14 protein-coding genes are annotated in these 16,297 nt (G+C 67.2%); 4 read left to right on the forward strand and 10 right to left on the reverse strand.

Annotated elements, in window-relative coordinates; genetic code table 11:
• Positions 1-123: 123 nt before the first annotated feature.
• Genes BM315_RS03500 through BM315_RS03510 form a run of 3 tightly spaced genes read right to left on the reverse strand, consistent with a single transcriptional unit; the run spans position 124 to position 4,343 of the window.
• Positions 124-1,206 (reverse strand): lipocalin-like domain-containing protein, encoded by a 1,083-nt coding sequence (locus tag BM315_RS03500; RefSeq protein WP_090497851.1) that lies wholly within the window; start codon positions 1,204-1,206, stop codon positions 124-126.
• Positions 1,196-3,673, reverse strand: a complete 2,478-nt coding sequence (locus tag BM315_RS03505; RefSeq protein WP_090497853.1) for an ABC transporter permease — start codon at positions 3,671-3,673, stop codon at positions 1,196-1,198. The genes BM315_RS03500 and BM315_RS03505 overlap by 11 nt, the downstream gene beginning before the upstream one ends.
• A gap of 1 nt (position 3,674) precedes the next feature.
• Positions 3,675-4,343 carry an ABC transporter ATP-binding protein gene (locus BM315_RS03510; RefSeq protein ID WP_090497949.1) on the reverse strand — a complete coding sequence of 223 codons (669 nt, stop codon included), beginning with the start codon at positions 4,341-4,343 and terminating at the stop codon, positions 3,675-3,677.
• A gap of 321 nt (positions 4,344-4,664) precedes the next feature.
• On the opposite strand from BM315_RS03510, the gene BM315_RS03515 reads away from it, so the two are divergent.
• Both BM315_RS03515 and BM315_RS03520 read left to right on the forward strand, forming a co-directional pair.
• Positions 4,665-5,276: a LysE family translocator gene (locus tag BM315_RS03515; RefSeq protein WP_090497855.1), complete on the forward strand. Its 612-nt coding sequence runs from the start codon at positions 4,665-4,667 to the stop codon at positions 5,274-5,276.
• A 152-nt stretch (positions 5,277-5,428) separates the two neighbouring features.
• The gene (locus BM315_RS03520; protein ID WP_244527242.1) at positions 5,429-6,142 is read left to right on the forward strand and encodes a substrate-binding periplasmic protein; all 714 of its coding nucleotides are present in this window, start codon (positions 5,429-5,431) and stop codon (positions 6,140-6,142) included.
• A 36-nt stretch (positions 6,143-6,178) separates the two neighbouring features.
• Here BM315_RS03520 and BM315_RS03525 read toward each other — a convergent pair whose 3' ends face one another.
• Both BM315_RS03525 and BM315_RS03530 read right to left on the reverse strand, forming a co-directional pair.
• The gene (locus BM315_RS03525; protein WP_090497858.1) at positions 6,179-6,607 is read right to left on the reverse strand and encodes a cupin domain-containing protein; all 429 of its coding nucleotides are present in this window, start codon (positions 6,605-6,607) and stop codon (positions 6,179-6,181) included.
• Between the two features lie 5 nt (positions 6,608-6,612).
• A complete protein-coding gene (locus BM315_RS03530) occupies positions 6,613-7,053 on the reverse strand; it encodes a carboxymuconolactone decarboxylase family protein (RefSeq protein ID WP_090497860.1) in 441 nt (146 codons plus the stop codon).
• Positions 7,054-7,170: 117 nt separating this feature from the next.
• Here BM315_RS03530 and BM315_RS03535 point away from each other — a divergent pair, with 117 nt between their 5' ends.
• A complete protein-coding gene (locus BM315_RS03535; RefSeq protein WP_090497862.1) occupies positions 7,171-8,085 on the forward strand; it encodes a LysR family transcriptional regulator in 915 nt (304 codons plus the stop codon).
• A gap of 48 nt (positions 8,086-8,133) precedes the next feature.
• Here the strand turns inward: BM315_RS03535 and BM315_RS03540 are convergent, their stop codons facing one another.
• Positions 8,134-8,436 (reverse strand): cell division protein ZapA, encoded by a 303-nt coding sequence (locus BM315_RS03540; RefSeq protein ID WP_090497864.1) that lies wholly within the window; start codon positions 8,434-8,436, stop codon positions 8,134-8,136.
• Positions 8,433-8,675: a hypothetical protein gene (locus BM315_RS03545; protein WP_090497866.1), complete on the reverse strand. Its 243-nt coding sequence runs from the start codon at positions 8,673-8,675 to the stop codon at positions 8,433-8,435. Before BM315_RS03545 ends, BM315_RS03540 begins: the two co-directional genes overlap by 4 nt.
• Positions 8,676-8,982: 307 nt before the next feature.
• Between BM315_RS03545 and BM315_RS03550 the strand changes: the two genes are divergently transcribed.
• Positions 8,983-10,326 (forward strand): erythromycin esterase family protein, encoded by a 1,344-nt coding sequence (locus BM315_RS03550; protein ID WP_090497868.1) that lies wholly within the window; start codon positions 8,983-8,985, stop codon positions 10,324-10,326.
• A gap of 63 nt (positions 10,327-10,389) precedes the next feature.
• Here the strand turns inward: BM315_RS03550 and hrpA are convergent, their stop codons facing one another.
• The 3 genes from hrpA to recO all read right to left on the reverse strand — a co-directional run bounded on the left by hrpA (position 10,390) and on the right by recO (position 16,177).
• On the reverse strand, positions 10,390-14,427 hold the full coding sequence (gene hrpA / locus BM315_RS03555; protein ID WP_090497870.1) for an ATP-dependent RNA helicase HrpA: 4,038 nt from the start codon (positions 14,425-14,427) through the stop codon (positions 10,390-10,392).
• Between the two features lie 318 nt (positions 14,428-14,745).
• Positions 14,746-15,492 carry a pyridoxine 5'-phosphate synthase gene (gene pdxJ / locus BM315_RS03560; RefSeq protein WP_090497871.1) on the reverse strand — a complete coding sequence of 249 codons (747 nt, stop codon included), beginning with the start codon at positions 15,490-15,492 and terminating at the stop codon, positions 14,746-14,748.
• Entirely contained in the window at positions 15,485-16,177 is a 693-nt protein-coding gene (gene recO / locus BM315_RS03565; RefSeq protein ID WP_090497872.1) for a DNA repair protein RecO, read from the reverse strand. Before recO ends, pdxJ begins: the two co-directional genes overlap by 8 nt.
• Positions 16,178-16,297: the final 120 nt, after the last annotated feature.

Genomic DNA, 16,297 nt, shown 5'->3' on the forward strand with positions numbered 1-16,297 from the left:
GCGCACCCTACACGGGTCAACCTGCCGAATGCGCTCAAGAAACAGAGCGTTCTTCTGGAACACCCGGCCGCGCGGGCTTGGCTTGCTCGGATGGCGAAAAATCGAAGGCCGGCGCCAGGCAGGTCAGTAGCCGGTCATTTCCAGATAGCCAAGCCCCTGGTGGCTCCCGCGAAAACGGATGGGACCCTCCCAATACGGGAAGCGGGTCGGCATCCAGGCCTGTTCCTGCAGCGCTTCGACGGTCAGCTCGAGCTGCTTGGAGGGAATGCTCAGTGCCCAGCGGGTGGGCAGTTTGCGACCGGCCACCCGGCTCAGTTGCAGGGGCCTGATGCGCATGTCCTGCTCGCTCAGCACCTCGCTGTCGCCTGTGGCGCTGATCCAGGTGCCGGCGCGGTAGTGTCGACCATCGGCATGGCGCAGCTGGAACAGCATGAGTTTTTCCCCGCTGCTCAGGTGCAGGGAGAACCAGTCCCAGCCTTGTTGATCGGCGGCCAGCGGCTGGCTGCTCCATTCGCGATCCAGCCAGGCCTGGCCTTTGACGACATAGCTGTTGCCATCCAGCTCGAGGGTGCCCTGGGCCTGCAGGAAGGGCTGGCTGTAGTAATAGGACGCCTGGCCTTGCCCGGACTTCTGGCTAAAGCCTTTGTCGCCCTGCAACACCAGGGGTTTATCGCTGCTGAGCTGCAGGCGGTAGCGGAAGCCGGAGCCGCTGGCACTCACCTGCAACTCGGTCAGGTTGGCCTGGCCGGGCAGTTGGCCGCTCAAGTGCCAATCATCGATCCAGGCCTTGAACGGCATCGGGCTGACGCCGGCCTGGCCGATCCCGCCGCGGGCGAAGGTTTCCGCATGACGGTGGCCGTAGGGGCCGGTGATGGCGGCATGCCCCATCCACAGGTTCGGGTTGTTCCAGCCGGGCTGATCGGCGGCGGGCCGCAAAGCATTGCGAAACAGCGTCCATTGCACGCCCCAGCTGCGGCCTTGCTGGTCTTCCAGGTTGGCGGTGAGGTACCACCACTCGATGCGGTAATCCGGGTGGGCGCCGTGGTCCAGGGGGAAACTGAACGAGCGGTCGCGCGTCACGCTGGCGAATTCGGCACTGCGGCTGCCGAGCCCGGCAAACCCCTGGGGCGAGGGTGGCTGCGCATCACAGGCGCCGAGCCCGGCCATTAACAGCAGCGCGAACAACCTGAGCGGATTAGTTTTCATTGGCAAAGGTCCGCAGGAGTTCTGCTGGGCTGACGCGGTATAGCGTCCACAGCGGCCAGGCCGCCGCCAACAGGGTCGCGAGCAAGGCCAGGGCCGCCGACTGCAGCAGTTGCCAGGGAAAAACATGCAACGGCAAACGCCAGCCGAAAGCCTGCACATTGATCACCGCCACCAGGCACCAGGCCAGCAGCAGGCCCAGCGGGATGGCCAGCAACAGGGTGATCAGCGCCAGCAGCAGCGTTTGCCCCAGGCTCAGCAACACCAGCTGACGGCGGCCCACGCCGAGCGCCCAGAGCGGCGCCAATTGGCCCAGTCGGCTCTGGCTCAGGGTCAGCAGGCTGATGAACAAGGCGACCCCCGCCACGCCCAGGGTCAGGCTGTTGAGCGCGGAGGTGGCGACAAAGGTGCGGTCGAATACCCGACCGGACCAGGCCTTCAGCTCGCTCTGGTCGACAAGCTTGCGCTCATCCAGGGCGAACCTGGCCTGCAACGCCTGTTTCAGCGCCGGTACCGCGGCGGGCGGCAGGCGCAGGCTGTAGCTGCCGGGACGCAACCCCGGCCAGTAGCGCTGCAAGGCGGCGGCATTGACCAGCAGATGGCCTTTGGGGTTGCCGTAGTCGGCATAGATCGCCACGACCGTCAGGCGCCAGTCGCCCTGCGGGGTGACCAGGCTCAGCTCCTCACCCAGGCCTAGCTGCAGACGTCGCGCCAACTGTTCGCTGAGCATCAGCCCGGCACCACCCGCGAGCCGTTCCCAGGCCCCGGGCGCGGCCTCCAGCAACGGCCAATGCTGGCGATAGGTCGGATGATCGAGAATACCGGTCAGTTCTACCGGCCAGCCCTGCACCGGCAGTTCCACCCGCCAGCTCGGCAACAGCGCACTCACCTCCGCGCGCTCGGCCAGCCAGGCTTCGATGGCGCGGCCCTGCTGCGGACTTTCCGGCCTGAGGTACAGCTCCGCCGCCAGCCGCTGATCGAGCCAGCCGATGAAGGTCTGGCGAAAACCCTCGGTCATGCTGCCCACGCCAATATTCGCCGCCAACGCCAGCAGCAACGCCATCAGGGCCAGCGCCAGCCGCGGCAACTGCTGGCGACTGTCGGCCACGAACCACTGGGCCAGCGGCGCGCGGCAATACGGCAACCACCACGCCAGCAGCCCGCTGACACACACTGGCAGCAACAGGGCCGCCGCCAGCAGCAGGCAGGCGAGCAGGACAAAGCCCATGGCCAGGCTAGCGCCGAACACCAGGGCAAGCAGCGCCAGCACCAGCAGGGCGCCGGCCAACCAGGCCTGGCGGCGCAACCAGAGCGCCTGGGCCTGGTGCCAGGCTTCCGGTTGGGCCAGGGCGAGCAGTGGCAGATGGGCGGCGCGCAACAAGCTGCCGGCCCCCGCCAGCAGCGCGCCAAGCAGGCTGATGGCCAACCCGCTCAGCCACCACTGCGGGCTGAGGTTGAGCTGCCCGGCCACTTCGGCGCCATACAAGCCACGCAGGCTGGCCGCGACATCCGGTAACAGCAGACTGGCCAGGCCGTAACCGCTGATCACCCCCAGCACGCCGCCCAGCAAGGCCAGCCCGCAGAGTTCCAGGGCCAGCGCGGCGAGCAGGCAGCGCGCACTGACCCCACACGCGCGCAGAGTGCGCAACAAGGGCCTGCGCTGCTCCAGGGCCAGGCCGATGGCGGCGTTGACGATAAATAGACCGACCACGAATGCCAGCAAACCCAGGGCGGTCAGGTTGAGGTGAAAGCTCTCGGTCAGCCGGGCCAGATCGGCTTCGTCCCCGGCCCGGCTGATGCGCAGCTGCCCGTCCAGTGCCGACGGCAGCCTGGGCATGCCGGCGGCGAAGTCGCGGCTCAGCAACAGGCCCGATAGCTGCAGCGGTGCATCCAGCAACCGCTGCGCCACCCCGATATCCACCAGCAGCACGCCGGGCGCCAGTTGCGGGTGCAGGTACAACGGCGGCAACGCCTGCCCGCCAACGGTCAAGGGTTGCTCGCCCTCCGCCAGGTCGAGGGCCTTGAGCGTGTCCGCGGCGATCCAGGTGCGTCCCGGCTGGTCAAGGAAGGCGACCAGGTCGAGGTCGGCCAGCGCCTGGCCCGCCAGCCTGGTGCCGCGCGGCAGGGTGAGCGGTTCGATGCCGAGCACTTGCAGGCGCTGCTCGGCCTGCCCCCGCAGGCGCAACGAACCTTGCAATAGGGGCGACACCGGCCAGCCGGCCAGGCGCAGGTCGACAAAAACCTGTTGGCTGAAGCGCCCGCCACTGCGCGCGCCAATCCTGGAATGCGCGTCCCCGGCAATCAGTTGGCTGGCACGGGCATAACTGTCGCGCGCCTGACTGTTGAGCGCCTGCACTCCGGTCCACAGGCTGGTGGCCAGCCACAAACCGGTGAGCAGGCTGAAAAACTGCACCGGGTGTCGCCGCCAGTGACTGCACAGCGCGCTCAGGGTCCAGTAGAGCACGGCCATTTCAGCTGTTGTCCTGGTCGACGAGGCGACCGCTGCGCAACTGCACCCGCCGCTGCAGACGTGCCGCCACGCGTGGACTGTGGGTCACCATCAACAAGCTGGTGGCGCTCGTGGCGAGTAATTGCAGCAAGAGTTCCAGCACTTCGTCACTGCTGCTCTCGTCCAGGCTGCCGGTGGGCTCGTCGGCCAACAGCAGCGCCGGCCGGGCGGCCAGCGCACGGCCCAGGGCGACCCGTTGCTGCTGGCCGCCGGAGAGTTGCTCCGGGTAGCGGTCGAGCAACTGCGTCAGGCCCAGGCGTTGTGTCAGCTCGGCTTGCCACTGCGGATCATGACGGCCGGCCAGGCGCGCCTGGAACGCCAGGTTGTCCTCCACGCGCAGGCTGGAAATCAGGTTGAACTGCTGGAAGATCAGGCCGATGCTGCCGCGGCGCCAGGCCGCCAGCTGGCTCTCGGTCAACTGATCCAGGCGCTTGCCGGCCACCTCGATGCTCCCGGCATCGGCCTGATCGAGTCCCGCAACCAAATGCAGCAAGGTGCTCTTGCCGCTACCGGACTCGCCCATCAGCGCCAGGCTGCTGCCGCCAGCCAACTCCAGGTCGATGCCCTGCAGCACCGGCAAAGGCCCCTGCGGCGTCGGATAACTCTTATACAGCCCCTGGATTTTCAGCATCGGCATGCGGCCTGAATGAAGCGGTTCTACGGCAACCGGCAAAGCACAGCATAGTCATCAGCCCGCGAGGGCAACGGATGACTGCAAGCATGCGGCAGCCCGGCGTAGCCAGCCAACCGCGCTCGCCCGGTGATACGCAAACCCCGCCCGGGTCTTGGCCGGGCCACACCGACCGACGGCACCCCCACGCGGTGCAGCACCTGCCGGCCACCCGGATAAAAGCGCTAGCGCCGGATGTGGAAATCGGCGAGGGCTGATAGCCTTGGCCGGCGCAGGCTTGACCCGCGCGCCCAGAAACCATTAGCCGACGGATGCCCAAGCATGGTCCTACACACCTGGCTGCTCTACCTCGTCGCCATCATCGGCCTGTCGCTGACGCCCGGGCCCAACGGCCTGCTGGCCCTGACCCACGGCGCGCTCTACGGACACCGGCGCACCCTGTGGACCGTGGCCGGCGGAGTCAGCGGCTTTGCCGTGCTGATGGCCCTGTCGATGTTCGGCATCGGCACCCTGCTGAATGCCTCGATCGACGCCCTGATCCTGCTCAAATGGCTCGGCGGCGCCTACCTGATCTGGCTCGGCATCCAACTCTGGCGAGCCCCGGCGCTGCACCTGGCAGCAGTCACCCCGGGTAGCGTAAAACCCGGCCCGCTGTTGTTCCGCCAGGGCCTGCTCGCGGCCCTGTCCAACCCCAAGGTGATCCTGTTCTTCGGCGCCTTCCTGCCGCAGTTCCTCGACCCGCAGCGCAGTCTCTGGCTGCAATTCGCCGTGATGGCGCTAACCTTCGCCCTGGTCGAGGGCGTCGTCGAATACCTGCTGGCCCGCGCCGCCCAGCGTATCCGCCCCTGGCTGGAGCGTAGCGGCAAAGGCTTCAACCGCTGCTGCGGCGGGATTTTTGCCTTGATGGGCGCAGCCTTGCCGATGACCCGCTAGGAGGCCTGCGCAGGGTGCGCACGGCCTAGGCGGCCCCGCACACCCTACGAGCCGGTGTCGGCGAAACAATAAACTAGCAGGCCCCACCGCCAGGCAGACCACAAGTCGCCTGGCGCAATCCGAAAGCCCCGCCCGGTACCCGAATGCGCTGTATGTCGCTTGTCCTGATCCTGTTGAGCCTCGGCACCTGCGCCGAAGAACGGCCGTTGCGCTTTTCCGTCAGCGACAGCTGGGCCATGCCGATGATCCACATCGCGCACGGCCAGGCCACCGCCGGCATCCTCTATGACCTGCAACAGCGGCTGGCCGAGAAAGTCGGCCGCCGCGCCGAAATGCTGGTGCTCCCGCGCCTGCGCATCCGGGAAATGCTCGCGCGCGGTGAAATCGACGTACGCTGCTACATCAACCCGGCCTGGCTGAGCGAGTCGCATCATAGGTACATCTGGAGCGTGCCGTTCATGGTCCAGCGCGACCTGCTGGTCGGCCGCAGCCAGCAGCAGGTACAGCTGAGCCGGATGCAGGGCGAGACGATCGGCACCGTACTGGGTTTCGCCTACCCCAGCCTCGACCCCTTGTTCGCCAGCGGCCACCTGCGCCGCGACGACGCCCGCACCCAGGAACTGGCGCTGGCCAAGCTCGCGGCCAGGCGCTACGACTACGCCATCAGCAACGAGCTGACGCTGCAGTGGTTCAACCGCCAGTTGCCGGCCGGAGACAAACTCCAGGCGCTGCAGGAAGTTGCCGCCGATCTGGTCGCCTGTATCGTGCGCGACGCCCCGGACGTGCCGACCATGCCGCTGCTGCGCGCCCTGGTGCAGATGAAACAGGCCGGCGAGTTCGAGACCATCCTCGCCCGCTACCGCTGACCCAGCCGGCCTCGCCTGGCGGCGGCTTGCGGGTCTCTACGGCGACACCATGGCCCCCGCGGCCGACGACTGCACCAGCGGCGCCCGGCCGTCCGACAGCAACCAGGCCACCAGTGTCGCCGGTGCAGTTTGGCTGGCGTTACGGATGATGCGGTGCAGTTGGCCGGGCGCCTCGTACCAGGCGTCGCCGGCCGTGAAGTGCTGCGCCACGCCGCCGTCCAACGCGGACTCGACTGCACCCTCGACCACTACCACGAACACCGGGCCCGGATGGCTGTGCGGCCGCGACGTGGCGCCGGGGGCGAAGTCGACGCGCAACGCCGTGGCCTGCGCAGCCGGCGTGGCGGGCAAGTGCACCTCGGCCAGCGGCCTGACGTCCTCCTCGCCGGCGCCACCATGCGCCAGCGCAGCGCCGCTGGCGAGCAGGAGCAGCGCGGCGCCGGTCCAACGAACTGACTTGCTCATGACCGTCACTCCGGTTGCAGGGCGAAACCGACGCCCAGGCGGTTCCACGCGTTGATGGTGGCGATGGCGAAGGTCAGTTCGGCCAGTTCGCGCTCGCTGAAGTGCTCGGCGACTTCTTTATAGAGTTCGTCAGGCGCATGCCGCTCGGCCACCAGGGTCAGGGTCTCGGTCCAGGCCAGGGCGGCGCGCTCGCGGGCGCTGAAGAACGGCGTCTCCTCCCAGGTCGGCAGGGCAAAGATGCGCCGCGCGGTCTCGCCGGCCTTGAGCGCATCGGCGCTGTGCAGATCGACGCAATAGGCGCAGCCGTTCAGCTGCGAGGCGCGAATCTTCACCAGTTCGTGCAACGAGCGCTCGAGCAGCGTCTCGCCGAGGGCCTGCTCCAGGCCGAGCATGGCCTTGAAGGTGTGCGGGGCGACCGCACGATAGTAAATGCGTTGGGTACTCATGGGGGTTCTCCGCTGGATTGCCGCGACTGACGCCGGGCTTGGGAGCCACTGTATTGCTCAGAGTTTTCCGGATAAATTGGCAAAACCAGGAAACATTGAACGAGAACCCGGACAATCATGGCCTTCGACCGACTCGAGGCGATGCGCGCCTTCTGCCGCATCGTCGAACTGGGCAGCTTCACCCGCGCCGCCGACGCCCTGGCGATGCCGAAGACCACGGTCTCCGGCCAGCTGCAGGCGCTGGAAAGCCAACTGGGGGTGAAGCTGCTGCACCGCACCACCCGCCGGGTGGCGCCGACTACCGACGGCGCCGCCTACTACGAGCGCGCGCGCAGCCTGCTCGACGAGCTCGACGAACTGGAAGCCAGCATATCGCGCAGTCGCAGCCTGGCCCGCGGCCGGGTACGTGTGGAGATGCCCTCGCCGGTCGGCCGCTTCCTGCTGATTCCCGCCCTGCCCGGCTTCGTCGCCCGCCACCCGGAGATCCAGCTGGACATCGGCTGCAGCGAGCGGGTAGTCGACCTGGTGCAGGAAGGGGTCGACTGCGCCATCCGCGGCGGCCCGGTCAGCACACCCGACCTGGTCTGCCGGCCCATCGGCCAGATGCGTTTCAGCCTCTGCGCCTCGCCCGCCTACCTGGCCGCCGCGCCGCCGCTGAAATCGCCCACCGACCTGGCCCGGCACCGCTTCCTGGCCTTCGTCTTCCCCGTCAGCGGCCGGCAGTACCGCGTCGTCCTGCAGCGCGGCGAGGACTCCTTCGCCATCGACCAGGCGCCGGCGATGCGCTTCAACAGCGGCGGCGCCTATATCGCCGCCGCCGAAGCCGGGCTCGGCCTGGTGGCGGTGCCGCTGGCCGAGGCCCAGGCGCAACTGGCCGCCGGCACCCTGCACGAAGTCCTGCCCGGCTGGACCCCGGCGAGCATGCCGATGAGCCTGGTCTACCCCTACTCGCGCCACCTCTCCGCGCGGGTGCGTGCCTTCGCCGACTGGGCGACCACGGTCATGGGCGAACATCCGCTGTGGCGGTCGTGACCGCTGCGGCCCGAGTTAGCACCGGCCGACTCGCGCCGGCGCACCGGCTCACGCCTGGCGGATCAAACCGGCGATATCGGCGACTCTGGCGCTGAGCGCACCCTCGATACGCTCGATGTCCTGCCGATGGCGCTGCTCCAGCTCGATCTGCCGGGCACACAGCTTCAACGCCGTGAGCACCAGCAGACGCTCGCCGATCAGGGTCGAGGATTGGGCCTTGGTCTCGGCCAGCAGGCGCTTGAGCAGCAGCGCCGACGCGTTCAGATCCGCCTCTTTGTCGGCAGGCACCTTGATGCTGTAGTCGTTACCCAGGATCGAAATGACCTTGATCATTGCACCGTCAGCACTCATGGGTTGACCGGGCTCGCCTTGACAGTGCCGCCGGCCAGTTCGACCAGGGCCTGGATGCGCGTGGTCGTGGCGCCGTGCAGCTCCTCCTGCTCGATGGCGCTCAGCTGCAGGGTCTCGTTTTCATCCTTGATCTGCGCCAGTTCGCTGTTCAATTGCGCGTTTGCGCTCTGCAGTGCCTTGTTCGCCTGCACAAGGTCACTGACCAGCTGTTCCAACTGACTTAGGCTATTTTCCAACATATTGATTACTCGAGCTTTTTGGCGGGCCGCCACAATAAAGAAAAGCCCCGGGAGAAGCCAGACGACGTTTTCGACCGGACATCTCAACAGTGCCTCATATCGAGGTCAGCGTCTTGGCGTCATCACCCCCGCGGGACCAGCACAATTCAATCGGTCCGACAGCCTCGCCCCGCCATGAGTTCCCCGCCCTGGCCAGTCGCTTGCCAGTGCACCCGGCACAAACCGCGTGCGTTCGTCGCTGCGTCGGAGTCGGTCGGCCTGGCCGCACTACGCTGATAAGTGATCGATTCGTCAGCTGAGGTGCGTCATGGGTTCCCCGGTCGAAATAACCAACCGTTCGCCCGCGCAGGTGGCCGACCTGCCGGCGCTCATCCGCCAATACGCCGAGCCCCTGCCGGATCTGCACAGCAGTACCTTCGCCGAACTGTTCGACCGCTACGGCGATGCCCGCGTGGTGCTGATCGGCGAAGCCAGCCATGGCACCTCGGACTTCTACCGAACCCGCGCCGCCATCAGCCAATGCCTGATCGAACGGCACGGTTTCAACATAGTCGCGGTCGAGGCGGACTGGCCGGATGCCGGGCAACTCGACCGCTTCGCCCGCCAGCGCGATGCCTCGGCCTGGACGCAGAACGCCTTTACCCGCTTCCCCACCTGGATGTGGCGCAACACCGACGTATCGCGCTTCATCCATTGGCTGCACCATCACAACCAGCGGTTGCCCGAGGACCAGCGCGTCGAGTTTCGCGGCCTGGATGTCTACAGCCTGCGCAACTCCATGGCCGAGGTCCTGCACTACCTGGATCGGCTCGACCCGCAGCAGGCCCGGCAGGCACGCCGGCGCTATGGCTGTCTGTCGCCCTGGCAGGACGAGCCGGCACGCTATGGCCTGTATGTCGAACACGGCAACGGCGATTCCTGCGAGCAGGCCGTACTCGCCCAGCTCAACAGCCTGCTGGCCCAACGCCTGGAAGCCTGCGCACAGGACCACGAAGACCTCTTCAATGCGGCGCAGAATGCCCGGGTGGTGCGGGCGGCCGAGCAGTACTACCGGGTCATGTACCGTGGCTCCGCCGAGTCGTGGAACCTGCGCGACCGGCATATGTTCGAGACCCTGCAGGCCCTGCTGCAGCACCGCGGCCCCGCGGCGAAAGCCGTGGTCTGGGCGCACAACTCGCATATCGGCAATGCCGCCGCCACCGCCATGGGCTGGCGCGGCGAATTCAACATCGGTCAACTCAGCCGCCTGGCCTGGGAGCACGAGGCCGTGCTGATCGGCATGGCCACCGACCATGGCCAGGTGGCCGCCGCCGACGACTGGGATGGCGCCATGCACATCAAGGACATCCGCCCGGCAAGGCCGAACAGCTGGGAGCACCAGTTTCACCGGAGCGGCCTCAGCGCCGCCCTGCTCGACTGGCGCGACCCCAAGCGCCAAGTGGTACGCGACGCCCTGTCCACCCTCCTGCTCGAACGCGCCATCGGCGTCATCTATCGGCCGCTGACCGAGCTGCAAAGCCACTACTTCCAGGCCGTGCTGGCCGATCAGTTCGATGCATTCATCTGGCTCGACGAAACCCACCCGGTCAAACCGCTCAGCACCCCCGGCAGCGCGAGTCACGATGACGAGACCTACCCGTTCGGGATCTAGGGTTAAACAAGCCGCTGCCGGCTGGCGACGGTCGCAGCAGGCAAGCGATTTTTCACCGCCACTTCAGCCCTCGACCTGACTCCACTGCTTGCTCAGGCGTTTGTCCGACACCGCCAGCTTGGTGCCGAGCTGCTGGGCGAACAGCGACACCCGGTATTCCTCGAGCATCCAGCGATACAGGGTCAGCTGCGGGTCGCGCTTGCCTTCCTGGCGGTGCTTGCCCAGGCGCGCCTGGTACTGTTCCCAGTAGCCGGCCAGCTCGCCGCTCCAGACCCGGTCGCGCTGCAGCTGGGCGCCGATCTTGTCCAGGCGCTGTTCGATGGCTTTCAGGTAACGCGGCAGCTCCTTGAGCCATTCGCCCGGGGTTTCGCGGACGAAGCCCAAGTAGACCAGGTTGCCCAGCTGCAGCTTGATGTCGTTGAGGGCGATGGCCTGGGCCAGGTCGATCTTGCCCTTGAAACGCTTCTGCAGGCCGTGCCAGAGCTTGAGGATCTCCAAAGTCAGTCTGGCCAGGCGCTCGGCGTGACTGGTCCAGTCACCGCGTTTACGTTCGGCCAGGGCCGCGAGGGCGGCGCCGTCGCGGGGCAGCGTGGCTTCGCCGTCGAGGATGCAGCTATCCAGGCTGGCCAGGAGGATGTCCTCGACCAGCGCCTCGACCCGGCCCAGCTCGCGATGCAACAGGCCCAGTTCGGTCAGCCCCGGCAGCTTGCCGCGGAGGAACTTGGCTTGCTCGGCCAGCTGTTGCAGGAGCAGGCGCTGCAGGGCGCGGCGGTGCTGGAATTCGGCTTCGGCCAAGGTTGGGAAGCGGCCTTCCTTGACCGTGCCGGCCTCCTCCACCAGCGCCGGATACACCGTCAGCGACAGGCCGGCGATCTGCTGCTGGGTTTTCTCGGCCACGGCGACGAAGGCCTTGGCCTCGACCGACTTCTGGCTCTTCCCGGTCTGCGGCAGGGCCAGCGCGGCCTGGCTGGCCTCACTGAAGCGCGCGCACAGTTCGGCCAGGTCGCGGCCTTCGCCGAGGACCTTGCCATGGGTGTCGACCACCTCCAGGTTCATCTTCAGGTGGCTGTCGAGCTGCGCTTCGGCCTCGGTCCAGGCCTCGTCGCTCACCCGCACCCCGGTCATGCGCTGCAGTTCGCGGCCCAGGGCGGCGGGCAGGCTGCCCTCACCGACGCTCAGCTTGCTCAAGGCGGCGCCGATGAAATCCGGTACCGGCACGAAGTTCTTGCGCAGGGCCTTGGGCAGGTTGCGCACCAGGGCGATGCACTTGGCTTCCAGCAGGCCGGGCACCAGCCATTGCAGACGCTCGGCCGGCAGTTGCGGCAGCAGCGGCGCCGGTACGCGCAAGGTGACGCCGTCGCGTGGGTGGTTGGGCTCGAAGTGGTAGCTCAGCGGCAGGGTCAGTTCCCCCAGGCGCAGGGTATCCGGGTACTGCGCGGCGGTGATCTCCTTGGCATCGCGGGCCAGCACGTCTTCCTCGCGCATGATCAGCAGCTGCGGGTCTTTCTGGCTCTCGGTCTTGTACCAGCTGTCGAAGGTCGCGGCCTGGTAGATCTCGGCCGGCAGGCGCGCCTGGTAGTAGGCGAACAGGGTTTCCTCGTCGGCGAGGATGTCGCGCCGGCGGGCCTTGGCTTCCAGCTCGTCGAGCTGCTCCAGCAGCTTGCGGTTGGCGCTCAGGCACTTGGCCCGGGAGAGGATTTCACCGCCGACCAGGCCCTCGCGGATAAACAGCTCGCGCGACACCTCGGGGTCGATGGGGCCGTAATGCACCGGCCGGCGACCGACCACGATCAGGCCGTAGAGGCTGATCTGCTCGTAGGCCACCACCTGGCCGCGCTTCTTCTCCCAGTGCGGCTCCAGGTGGTTCTTCTTGATCAGGTGCGGCGCCAGTGGTTCGATCCAGTCCGGCTCGATCCTGGCCACCATGCGGGCGAACAGCTTGGTGGTCTCGACCAGTTCAGAGGCCATGATCCAGGTGGGTTTCTTGCGTCCGATCACGCTCGAGGGGTGCACCCAGAAACGCCGCTGCCGTGCGCCCAGGTAGTCGCCGTCTTCGGTCTTCTGGCCGATCTGGCTGAGCAGGCCGGAGAGGATTGCCTTGTGCACCGCGGCGTAGCCCTTGGCGCGCTGGGCGGCTTCATCGACTTCGGCAGGTTTTGCCGGTTTGCTCGCCTGCTGCGCACCGCCCTTCGTAGGATGGCGTTGAGCGGAGCGATACCCATCGGCGCTGCCGTGGCCTTCGGAGAGTTTCAGCTCACGGGCGATCAGCACCAGCTGGCGGTGCGCATCGCGCCATTCGCGCAGGCGCAGGTAATTGAGGAAGTTCTTCCGACACCAGCTGCGTAGCGCACCGGAACCGAGAGCCTGGCGCTGCTCCTCGAAGCCGCGCCACAGGTTGATCAGCGCGGCGAAGTCGGAATCGACGTCCTTCCACTGCGCGTGGGCCTGGTCGGCGGCCTGCTGGCGATCCGCGGGGCGTTCTCGCGGGTCCTGCACCGACAGGCTGCTGGCGATGATCAGCACTTCCTCGAGGCTGCCTTGCTTGGCGCCTTCCAGGACCATGCGCCCCAGCCGTGGGTCGACCGGCAGGCGCGCCAGCTGGCGGCCCAGCGCGGTCAACTGGCCCTCGCGGCTGACCGCCGAGAGCTCCTGCAACAGGTTGAAGCCGTCGCTGATCGCCTTGCCGTCCGGCGGTTCGATAAAGGGGAAAGCCTCGATCTCGCCGAGGCGCAGGTGAAGCATCTGCAGGATCACCGCCGCCAGGTTGGTGCGCAGGATCTCCGGGTCGGTGAAGGCCGGCCGGCCATTGAAATCCTCCTCGCTGTACAGGCGCACGCAGATGCCCGGCTCGACCCGGCCGCAGCGGCCCTTGCGCTGGTTGGCGCTGGCCTGGGACACGGCTTCGATCGGCAGGCGCTGGACCTTGGCGCGGTAGCTGTAGCGGCTGATGCGCGCGGTGCCGCTGTCAATCACGTAACGGATGCCCGGCACGGTCAGCGAGGTCTCGGCGACGTTGGTGGCCAGGACGACCTTGCGCGCGCCCATGGGCGCGAAAATCTTCTGCTGCTCGGCCGGGCTCAGGCGCGCATACAGCGGCAACACTTCGGTGAACCTCAGGTTGGCCTTGCGCAGCACCTCGGCGCAGTCGCGGATCTCGCGCTCGCCGGGGAGGAACACCAGCACATCGCCGGGGTGCTTGCCTGCGCTCTTCTCGAAGGCGGCGATCTCATCGAGGCTGGCGACAATCGCCTGATCGACCGAGAGGTCTTCCTCGACCCGGTTGCCGTCCTCGTCCTGCTCGGCCGTCAGCGGCCGGTACCAGGTGTCGACCGGATAGGTACGCCCCGAGACTTCGACGATGGGCGCCCCGGGTAGGCCGTCCCCACCGAAATGCTCGGAGAAGCGCTGCAGGTCGATGGTCGCCGAGGTGATGATCAGCTTGAGGTCGGGGCGGCGCGCCAGCAGGGTTTTCAGGTAACCGAGGAGGAAGTCGATGTTCAGGCTGCGCTCGTGGGCCTCGTCGACGATCAGGGTGTCGTACTTTTCCAGGTAGCGGTCGTGCTGGGTCTCGGCCAGCAGGATGCCGTCGGTCATCAGCTTGATCAGGCTGCGCTCGCCGCTCTTGTCCTCGAAACGCACCTGATAGCCGACTAGTTCGCCCAACGGCGTGCCGATCTCTTCCGCCACCCGGGTGGCCACGCTGCGCGCGGCCAGGCGCCGCGGCTGGGTGTGGCCGATCAGGCCATGCACGCCGCGGCCCAGCTCCAGACAGATCTTCGGCAACTGGGTGGTCTTGCCCGAACCGGTCTCGCCGGCAATCACCACCACCTGGTGTTTGGCGATGGCGGCCTTGATCTCGTCGCGCTTGGCGGCGATCGGCAAGGCATCGTCGTAACGCATGAGCGGCACGCTGAGACGGCGCGCCTCGACCTTGGCCACGGAGGTCTGGAAGTGTTCCAGCCACTGCCCCAGCCTGGCCGGGTCCGGCACCGCCTGCTTGCGCAGCTCGTGTAGCTGGCGGCGCAGGCGGTGGCGGTCGGCCAGCAGGGCCTGGTCGAGGTTTTTCAGCAGTTGGTCGAGTGCAGGAACTGAATCGGTCATCGCATGCTTTCGTAAGGGCGAGGCTCGCTCGCAATCCGCGCCACCCGGCGTGGCTAACCGGGCATGGCCCGGGCCGGCAGATGGCGCTGAAAAAAGAGCGGCGATTGTCGCAGATTTGCGCCCCGGGAAACGACAACATGTAGAGCGGTTCGGACTGCGTTCCGCTCGGTGCATGGGCCGGCGGGCCAGACTGGTTAAATCCAGGCTTGGCATTTTGCTGGACGCCTGGCCGCGGACGCCTAGCCTGGGCGCGCACGCGAGGCCGCTGTTAACGCCCCTCTCTTTTATCGAGAGGGGCAACGCGGGCAGTTGAGCCTGTCAGGGGCGATTGGCCGCCGCGACTATCAGTTGCTTCATCTCCACCACCGCCTGCTTGAAGCCGACGAACAGGGCATGGGCGACCAGGGCGTGGCCGATGTTCAGCTCGTTGATCCCGGCGATCGCCGCCACCGCCTCGACGTTGTGGTAATGCAGGCCGTGGCCGGCGTTGACGATCAGGCCATGGGCCAGGCCGCAGGCCACGCCGTCGCGAATCCGCGCCAATTCCTTGGCCGTTTCGACCGGCGTACTGGCATCGGCATAGCGCCCGGTGTGCAGCTCGATAGCCGGCGCACCGACGCGCTTGGAGGCTTCAATCTGCTGCGGGTCCGGGTCGATGAACAGCGAGACTTCGCAGCCGATCCGGCTCAGGCGCTCGACCGCGGCGCGAATCCGCGCCTCTTGCCCGGCCACGTCCAGGCCACCCTCGGTGGTCAGCTCCTGACGGGTTTCCGGCACCAGACAGACATGCTCGGGGCGAATGCTTTCGGCGAAGGCGAGCATCTCCTCGGTGACGCCCATCTCGAAGTTCATCCGCGTCTGCATGACCTCCCTGAGCAGCCGCACGTCACGCTCCTGGATATGTCGACGGTCTTCGCGCAGGTGCACGGTGATGCCATCGGCGCCCGCCTCCTCAGCGTCCAGCGCGGCCTTGACCGGATCCGGGTAGCGCGTACCGCGGGTCTGGCGCAGGGTCGCCACATGGTCGATGTTCACACCCAGCAGAATACGGTTGGCGTCAGTCACGTGATGGCTCCTTGAGCGTCATGAAGAGTTCGCGGCTGACCAGCGGTCGACCGCCTAAATGGGGTGCCAGGGCCTGGCGCATCAGGCGCTTGGCCGCGGCCAGGGCGCCCGGCGCGCTCCAGTCGGCCTCGGCCATGGCGAGCAACTCGCTACCGTGGAACACGCCCGGCTGCAACTGGCCGACCGCTTCCAGGCCGGCATCCGCTTGCAGACGATAGAGACCCGCAGCGACGATCGGCTGGCCAAGCCGATCCACATCCAGGGCGAAACCATAGCCCAGCTCATCGAGCAAACGCCATTCAAAAGAACGCAGCAAGGGCTCCAGCGCACGGCCCTGGGCCAGCGCCAGCACAGTCATGGCGTAGTGCTCGAAAGTCAGCGGGTGCGGGTCTTGCTCCGGCAGCAGGCGGATCAGCAGCTCGTTCAGATAGAGACCACTGAACAGCGCCTCGCCGTGCAACAGGTTGGGAATGCCGGCGGCTTCGAGGCGGCTGACGTTCTTCAGCTCGCCGCGCCCGCGAAACTCCACTTCCAGCGGCACGAACGGCCGCGCCAGGCTGCCGGCCTTGCCCCGCGCACCGCGCATTACCGCGCGCAGGCGGCCTTGCGGGGTGAGGAAATCCACCAGCGCACTGCTCTCGCGGTAGGCACGGCTGTGCAGAACATAGGCTGGCTGAGAGGTCATGGATGGTTGACTGCCACGTTCCGTAGGATGGGTTAGCCGCTTACACGATGCCCGTTCAAGACAACCTGCTGGGCGCGGCGTAACCCATCATCGAATTTGATGGGTTATCACCTACGCGGT

The organism is Pseudomonas borbori, assembly GCF_900115555.1.
Taxonomy (GTDB): Bacteria; Pseudomonadota; Gammaproteobacteria; order Pseudomonadales; family Pseudomonadaceae; genus Aquipseudomonas; species Aquipseudomonas borbori.

Excerpts from the sequence above, each read along its gene's own strand:
- BM315_RS03500 (WP_090497851.1), bottom strand. The coding sequence starts at position 1,206 with ATGAAAACTAATCCGCTCAGGTTGTTCGCGCTGCTGTTAATGGCCGGG.
- BM315_RS03505 (WP_090497853.1), bottom strand. The coding sequence starts at position 3,673 with ATGGCCGTGCTCTACTGGACCCTGAGCGCGCTGTGCAGTCACTGGCGG.
- BM315_RS03510 (WP_090497949.1), bottom strand. The coding sequence starts at position 4,343 with ATGCTGAAAATCCAGGGGCTGTATAAGAGTTATCCGACGCCGCAGGGG.
- BM315_RS03515 (WP_090497855.1), top strand. The coding sequence starts at position 4,665 with ATGGTCCTACACACCTGGCTGCTCTACCTCGTCGCCATCATCGGCCTG.
- BM315_RS03520 (WP_244527242.1), top strand. The coding sequence starts at position 5,429 with ATGTCGCTTGTCCTGATCCTGTTGAGCCTCGGCACCTGCGCCGAAGAA.
- BM315_RS03525 (WP_090497858.1), bottom strand. The coding sequence starts at position 6,607 with ATGAGCAAGTCAGTTCGTTGGACCGGCGCCGCGCTGCTCCTGCTCGCC.
- BM315_RS03530 (WP_090497860.1), bottom strand. The coding sequence starts at position 7,053 with ATGAGTACCCAACGCATTTACTATCGTGCGGTCGCCCCGCACACCTTC.
- BM315_RS03535 (WP_090497862.1), top strand. The coding sequence starts at position 7,171 with ATGGCCTTCGACCGACTCGAGGCGATGCGCGCCTTCTGCCGCATCGTC.
- BM315_RS03540 (WP_090497864.1), bottom strand. The coding sequence starts at position 8,436 with ATGAGTGCTGACGGTGCAATGATCAAGGTCATTTCGATCCTGGGTAAC.
- BM315_RS03545 (WP_090497866.1), bottom strand. The coding sequence starts at position 8,675 with ATGTTGGAAAATAGCCTAAGTCAGTTGGAACAGCTGGTCAGTGACCTT.
- BM315_RS03550 (WP_090497868.1), top strand. The coding sequence starts at position 8,983 with ATGGGTTCCCCGGTCGAAATAACCAACCGTTCGCCCGCGCAGGTGGCC.
- hrpA (WP_090497870.1), bottom strand. The coding sequence starts at position 14,427 with ATGACCGATTCAGTTCCTGCACTCGACCAACTGCTGAAAAACCTCGAC.
- recO (WP_090497872.1), bottom strand. The coding sequence starts at position 16,177 with ATGACCTCTCAGCCAGCCTATGTTCTGCACAGCCGTGCCTACCGCGAG.